9 protein-coding genes are annotated in these 6688 nt (G+C 67.8%); 5 read left to right on the top strand and 4 right to left on the bottom strand.

What is annotated here, in order from left to right; translation table 11 throughout:
* Positions 1–178 precede the first annotated feature (178 nt).
* The gene (locus QH270_RS29850; RefSeq protein WP_245655556.1) at positions 179–1306 is read left to right on the top strand and encodes a hypothetical protein; all 1128 of its coding nucleotides are present in this window, start codon (positions 179–181) and stop codon (positions 1304–1306) included.
* A gap of 73 nt (positions 1307–1379) precedes the next feature.
* On the opposite strand, the gene QH270_RS29845 is transcribed toward QH270_RS29850, so the two are convergent.
* Together QH270_RS29845 and QH270_RS29840 are read right to left on the bottom strand one after the other, a co-directional pair.
* Positions 1380–1769 (bottom strand): hypothetical protein, encoded by a 390-nt coding sequence (locus QH270_RS29845; protein WP_067645093.1) that lies wholly within the window; start codon positions 1767–1769, stop codon positions 1380–1382.
* Positions 1770–1774: 5 nt separating this feature from the next.
* Positions 1775–1936, bottom strand: a complete 162-nt coding sequence (locus QH270_RS29840) for a hypothetical protein (protein ID WP_167353353.1) — start codon at positions 1934–1936, stop codon at positions 1775–1777.
* Positions 1937–1958: 22 nt separating this feature from the next.
* Between QH270_RS29840 and QH270_RS29835 the strand changes: the two genes are divergently transcribed.
* Positions 1959–2183, top strand: a complete 225-nt coding sequence (locus QH270_RS29835) for a hypothetical protein (RefSeq protein ID WP_067645078.1) — start codon at positions 1959–1961, stop codon at positions 2181–2183.
* 471 nt (positions 2184–2654) lie between these two features.
* A complete protein-coding gene (locus tag QH270_RS29830; RefSeq protein WP_168441132.1) occupies positions 2655–3110 on the top strand; it encodes a DUF3085 domain-containing protein in 456 nt (151 codons plus the stop codon).
* 77 nt (positions 3111–3187) lie between these two features.
* Here the strand turns inward: QH270_RS29830 and QH270_RS29825 are convergent, their stop codons facing one another.
* Both QH270_RS29825 and QH270_RS29820 read right to left on the bottom strand, forming a co-directional pair.
* A complete protein-coding gene (locus QH270_RS29825) occupies positions 3188–4030 on the bottom strand; it encodes a hypothetical protein (RefSeq protein WP_210740973.1) in 843 nt (280 codons plus the stop codon).
* On the bottom strand, positions 3948–4148 hold the full coding sequence (locus QH270_RS29820) for a hypothetical protein (RefSeq protein WP_280347578.1): 201 nt from the start codon (positions 4146–4148) through the stop codon (positions 3948–3950). Before QH270_RS29820 ends, QH270_RS29825 begins: the two co-directional genes overlap by 83 nt.
* 136 nt (positions 4149–4284) lie before the next feature.
* Here QH270_RS29820 and QH270_RS29815 point away from each other — a divergent pair, with 136 nt between their 5' ends.
* Together QH270_RS29815 and QH270_RS29810 are read left to right on the top strand one after the other, a co-directional pair.
* Positions 4285–4533 carry a hypothetical protein gene (locus QH270_RS29815; protein ID WP_280347576.1) on the top strand — a complete coding sequence of 83 codons (249 nt, stop codon included), beginning with the start codon at positions 4285–4287 and terminating at the stop codon, positions 4531–4533.
* 75 nt (positions 4534–4608) lie between these two features.
* Complete coding sequence (locus QH270_RS29810; RefSeq protein WP_067637970.1) at positions 4609–6417, top strand: ParB/RepB/Spo0J family partition protein; 1809 nt, start codon at positions 4609–4611, stop codon at positions 6415–6417.
* Positions 6418–6688: the final 271 nt, after the last annotated feature.

Genomic DNA, 6688 nt, shown 5'->3' with positions numbered 1-6688 from the left:
ATGTTGTGGATACCTCTGTGGACAACCACAACAGGAGCCGTCCACCGACCCGGACCCACATTCGGTCGCGACGCGCAACCGACGGTCCAGCATCGCGCCTTCTGATTCCTCACCGGCCACTGAGCCCGCACCCACCACGGGTGCGGGCTCAGTGCTTTCCACGGAAGGAAACACCCCCATGCCCACCCCGGTTCTCGCAGAACCTGCCTGCGGCCAGTGCCGCACCGCGACCCCGGCAGCCGACCTCGTCGACCTCTCAGACACCGACGGACTCTGCGGTGATTGCCGGGCCGACTGGCCTGAGTGCCCGCAGTGCCGGAGTTCGGTCCGCGACCTCGTCGAGGTCATCAGCGGCCACGACCTCTGCGCGAGCTGTGCCCGCGACTACGTGCGATGCGGTGATTGCCTGGCGCGCACCGCGCGTGCCTACACCACCGATGACGGCATCGACGTGTGCGAGCTGTGTGCCAGCGAATACCGCGAATGCGACACCTGCGTCACCCTGGTCCCCTTCGGCACCGACCAGTGCTCGGACTGCCGATCAGACCACCCCGCGATCTTCGACTACTTCTACAAGCCCACCCCCGTCTTCCACGGCGACGGACCCCTCTACCTCGGTCTCGAACTCGAAATCCGCGCCACCAGAGACGGTTTCACCGACGCCGTCGACACCGCCGAGGCCGCCGTCGGCGATCTGGCCTACCTCAAGCAGGACGGATCGATCAGCTGCGGGTTCGAACTGGTCACCCACCCCATGACCTACCACTACGCGATCAGCGAGTTCCCCTGGTCGCTGCTGGGCAGGCTGCGGCTGCTCGGCTGCCACACCGACGACGAGGTCGGCATCCACATCCACCTATCCCGCGACGGGTTCGACTCCCCCGCCCACATCTACCGGTGGATGAAATTCATCCACCGCAACCAACCCGAGGTCATCGCCCTGGCCCGCCGAAACTCCACCTGGGCGCAGTTCACTCCCGCCGCCCGCCGACGATGCCGAGAATTCGCCCACGGCAGTCACCACGGGTTCGGCCGACAGCAAGCGATCAACGTCTACCCCGAAGACACCTTCGAACTGCGCGTGTTCGCCAGCTCGCTGAAACCCCAACAGGTCCAAGCAGCCCTCGGCTTCGCCCATGCCTCGGTCGAATACACCCGCACCCTCAGATCCCGCGACATCGCCCGCCACCACGGCTGGGAATGGTCGACCTTCACCACCTGGGTCGCCGCCCGCCCCGACTACGCCCCACTCACCAACGAACTCACCCAGCTCGGCATCGACGGGTACTACGCCCGCGCATCGTGACCACCCAGCCAGCCCAGCCTCGCGACTCCCCCGCGGCCGAGATCGGCGCCCAGTCGCAGTACTGGGGCGGCGGTCAGCCAGCGGAGCGTCGAGGACCGGCCGGGCCCGCGGTTCGCGGGCGCAGCGCGTAGGCGGGCACGAGCTGGTCGCTCAACTGCAGATCCGGGCGGCCGTCGGCGTAGGCGATCGAGTAGGTGACCCGGCCCAGCCACTCACCGGCATAGGTCGGGACCCAGTGCGTGAGCAGTCCCGGACGTTCTCCGGTCATGTCCAGTCCGGCACCGTTGACGTGGCGGGGCGTGCCGGGATCGCGGATCACGATGGCGTCCAGCCGCACCCATACCGGCTTCGGCGATTCGACCACGGTCCGCGCGAAGTGACCGCGCCCCTGCGGGTACAACGGCCGAGGGAAGGTGCCCTCGGTTCGCGCGGGCCCGCTCGGTTCGTCTCCGCCGTCGTTCATCGTGCTCACCCGGTCCAGGGAGTCAGGTCGAGCAGCCGCATCGAGAACGGGTACGCGCCGGGGGCGTCCAGGGTCGGCTCGATCCGGGCGGTGGTGCCGTCGATCTCGAGGATCTTGAACTGGCTGACGCCGTTCGTGCCGATCCGGACTAAGTCTCTCACCTCCATGATCGATACCATAATCGAACACATGTTCCCATCGGTGTGTGAGTCGGCGCGACCCTACCTGCGGGTCGGGATCTGGACGGAGCCCTCCCCACGGTTCTGCCCGAACGGGCACCGCCTCGGCGCCGGACGCGCGATGGTCGCGGCCATGCCGTGCCGCCGCGTCGGCGGGCACCACCGCGCCCACACCTGCCTCGCGTGCGGTGCCACCACCTACAGCCCGCCCGCGCACAACGACTGCGAGCACTGACCGCCGGGCAACCCAGCCCGCGCGCGGGATACCCAGAGCGGCAGCAGGATCGAGCTCTCGAGAACCGAATCTGTGCGACGGCCTAGGAGCTGAGCGCAGACCAGCGCTGGGCCGCTCCTAGCAGTCCCTCCCGTCACGCCGAGCCCTGTCGCCGCACATCTACTTCAGCGCGGTGAGCCCGCCGACCGCGTTGCGGTCGACGTTCCACGGCACCGAGCCGATACCCCCTCTTCGCCGCGTCCTCGCGCGGCGCGACCGACACAGCGCGTTCAGGCTCCCTCCAGGGTGTGGGGCCTCGATTCACCGAGCCCTCGACACAGGCCTGGCGGATGTCCCCGGCCAACGCGCCGCCACCGACATCCTTTACCCGCTCATCGGTCTCACCGGTTTCACCGGAACAGCTACGGCACAGCGTGCGCGGTGTTCTAAGCCGCCAACACCCAGTGCCCTTCAAACGAAAGGTATCGCATCATGCGTCGATCGAGTTCGTTCGAGTTGTGGTTCCCGCTGCGCCAGGTCTTGCCCATTGCCGAGCACGCCATGGCCGCTGGTGAGCATTCCTGGCCCGAGTGGGACACCGACAAACCCGACCCGGTGCCGCCGGCACTGGTATGGGCCAAAGACGAGGGCACCTATCTGCTGTCCAACGGTCGGCCTCGTCTGCTCGCCGACCCGACTCGACCCGACGGATCGTCGAAGGTGGTGTACGCGGTCGGCTACGACAACCGCAGCCGCTTCGACTTTTCCGGCACCGCGGTCGGTGGGGACGACTTCGTCGAATACATCGACCTCACCGAATCGTTCGACGGCGTGACGTTGATCGAGCTGATCCGCCACCACGCCGCCCACCGCGGAATACTCATCCTCACCGCTTACCACGGCAGGTTCGGCATCAGCGTCAGCTCCGCAGCGACCGACAGTCTCTGACCCGACCCTTCCGGCTCGATGCGCGCTGCGGGGTAGCCCGAGAATGCTTGTCAGCTCGAGTGCCCGTCGACGGTGACTTATTGTCGTCCGGTCGGTGTTTCCACCTCATCGACGTCTTTGTCCAGCCGTAGTCCCCGCCAGCTCGGGTGGCGTAGGCGGCCGTCGCCGGTCCACTCGGTGAACGCGACTTCTCCGACCACACACGGTTCGAGCCACACCACCCCGGTCGCGGTCGACCGGAATCCGGGGACCGGTGGGTCCGGGCGTTGCAGCGGCGCCAATCGCTCGTGCAGGTCCGTGAGCATCCCTACGGTGAATCCGGTCCCGACACTGCCCGCGTATTCCAGGTTGCCTCGGTCGTCGGGGACCGCGACCAGCAGCGACCCGATCTTTCCGGCCCGTCGGCCCGTCCCGGTTTTCCAGCCGATGACCACCACCTCCTGGTGGGACACGTTTTTGACCTTGGTCCAGGCGGGACTGCGTTGCCCGGGCAGGTACCAGCTGTCGCGGCGCTTGCAGATGATTCCCTCGGCTCCGAGCGCCTGCGAGGCGGCCAGGGCGTCGGCGGCCGGCCCGGGAAGCAGGCCGGGAATTCGCCAGTGCGGTCCGGCCAGGCCGGTGAGTTCGAGCAGTTCGCGCCGTTGAGGGTAGGGCAGCCCGGTCAGGGATCGGTCGCCGATGTGGAGCAGGTCGAAAATCATGAACGTCGCCGGTGAGGTCTGGGCCAGGGTTGCGATGGTGGCCGGGTTGCGTTGGTGCATTCGCGGGGCCAATGCCCGGAACGAGGACCGGCCCGCGACTTCGATGACGATCTCACCGTCGACGACGAAACCGGGTTCAGCCGGGGCGAGCCCGGCCAGTTCCGGCCCAGGCCGAGGTGATGTCGTTGCCGTTGCGCGATTCCAACCGCAACCGCTCATCGACGTAGGCCAGGGCCCGGATCCCGTCGTGCTTGAGCTCGAAGGCCCACCGCCCGTCGTCCACCGGCAACGCACCCGCGGCGGCCAGCATCGGCGCGTACCGCGGTAACCCACTCACCAGCTTCTCGCCATCACCACACCCTTCCGCACCACCCGACACCAGCAAACATCCAGCGTAACCCTGACCTGGGTGGTCGTCGGCCACCGCGCCGCGCATGCCACGCGATCACCCCTTGACCGAACAGGAGTCCCGCATGAGCACAACCCCACCCGCGATCGACGTCACCGTCGTGGAGTCGATCTCACGGTCCGAGTTCGCCGGACGCGAGCACCTCGGCACCGCCGGACCCGCCACCATGCTCGCCGACAACCCCGTCATCGAGCTGTGGTGTGAACAGGCGCGGGGTTGGCGGGGACGGTTTTGGACCTACGGGCCCGACGAGACCGGGGCGCTGCGGCTGTATCCGCTCAACGTGGCCCGCCGCTCCCGCACCACCCGCTGACCTTCGTCCACTCTCGGCGCGCTCCGGCTTCTGCTGATCGGCGCGTCGTTGTCGTCCTCTACGCAAGGAGCTTTCGTGTCCACCACCACCATCGAGCCCGACACATCCGCCGACCTGGATCAGGAGTCCTCGCCAGGAACCGACGCCACCCTCACCGTGCTCGCCCCGCTGCCCGCGGCCGCCGAGGCCGTGAGCATGGACCCCGCTGATCTGGTCATCGGGCACAACGTGCGTCCCGAAGACCAGATCGATCTCGACGCCCACCCGAAAGAGGTCGAGTCGATCCGGCGGTTCGGGGTGCGCGATCCGATCCTGGCCCAGCGCGGCCCCGACGGACACGTCGTGGTCGTCGACGGCCAGGTCCGCGCGTTGATCGCCCGCACCCTCGGCCTTGCGAAGGTGCCTGTCTATGTCGAGGCCACCGACCGGTCGATCGATGATCCGGAGCGGTTGATCGATCGGGCGTTGGATCAGATCAACCTCAACGACCGGCGCATCGAGTTGACCGATTCGGCGCGTGCGGCCGGGGTGGCCTACATGCTCGACCTCGGTGCCACCGCCACCCGTATCGCCGAGGGTCTGCAAATCGACACCGCACGGGTTCGTAAGGCCGGGAAGATCGGCCGATCGAGCACGGCCCGAAACTTGTTGGATTCCAGCGCGTTCAGTCTTGACCAGCTCGAGGTGATCGCCGGATACGAACAGCTCGGCGACTACGCCGCGGTGGAGAAGTTGTCGGCTGTGCGGTGGAACTTCGACTACGAAGCCGAGATGATCGCCGCCGACCGTGCCCGACGCCGCGACCGGCTCACAGCCGCCCTGCCCTATGCCGCGGTCGGGCACCCGATCCTGGCAGTGGAATCCGTCGAGGTCGACCTCGACACCTATGTACCGGTCGACGACCTTGTCGACACCAACGCCGAACCGGTTTCCCCTGAGGCGATCGACGCCGAACCAGGACGGTGGGCGGTGGCGATGGAACTGATCGAGGACGCCGAACTCTTCGACCCCACCACCGATGAGGTCATCGACCCCGACACCGTCGATTTCGACGCCGACCTCCCCAACACCGAACCCGCCGACGGGCTGCGCAGCGCCGCCGGATTGGAGTACCGGGACGTGTGGATGCCGAGCTACTACCTGCCCGTCGACCAGCTCGACGCCGCCGGGCTGCACCGCCGAGACCCCGACACCAGCGGTGACCGTCCCGAAGACGGCGAGGGTGGCAGTGAGGGTGCTGGTGGTGATCTTGCCCGGGTCGCTGCCGAACAGGCGGCAGCGGACAGCGCCCGGAAACGTGAGGAACGGCGCCGGGTGATCGAGCTGAACAAACGCGGCGCCGCCGCGAAGAAGCGGCGACTGGAATTCCTGGCGCGGGTGCTCACGTTGCGGACCCCACCACCGGGCAGCGCCGAGCTCGTCGCGACCTCACTGGCGCGCGACACCACCCTGCTCGGCGGAACCCGCGCCCGGACACTGGCATTGACCCTGTTCAACGCGAACAACAGCACCGGCCTCACCGACACTGCGGCATCAGCGGTGGCGGGCAGGGCGTGGGTGATCACGCTCGGGCTCGTGCTCGCCGCCCACGAATCAACCCTCGACAAGGACTGCTGGCGCACCAACACATGGCAGGCCACCACCGTCTCGGCCTACCTGCACTTCCTCGCCGCGGTCGGTGAACACCTGGCCAGCCGGGGACGTGCCAGCGACCGCAACGAACAGTTCCGGCTCGTCGACGTCGAACTAGCCGCCGCCGGCGATCTCGACTACCGCACCATCCCCCTCGACCAGAACTCCACGACCGTCCCCGCCATGGACGAGCGCGGGACCGTCGACGACAACGACCCCCCGGAAGAGGAGCAGCTCGCACACGCCGCGTGAGGGCCGCGGCGGTCCGAATCCACGGAATCGATTCGGACCGCCTCACCCCCACGCTTCGACAGAGCGCTTCCACTACCCAACCGGAATGAGGCCCGTGATGTTCACCCGGTTCCGAGATCGTTGGAGTTGGGAGTTCGATTCTGTGGCAACCGATCAGGCATCGCCGGTGCGGCAGCTCCGCAGCATCCCCGACGCCCCGACCCCCGCCCTGGTCGACGAGGTGCTCTCCCACCTCGCTGACGCTATTGGTCGCGACCGGGCCGAGCTCGCT

Source organism: Nocardia neocaledoniensis, from assembly GCF_029868625.1.
In the GTDB taxonomy this organism is placed as follows: domain Bacteria; phylum Actinomycetota; class Actinomycetes; order Mycobacteriales; family Mycobacteriaceae; genus Nocardia; species Nocardia neocaledoniensis_A.
This window is presented reverse-complemented; position numbering and strand designations above follow the sequence as displayed.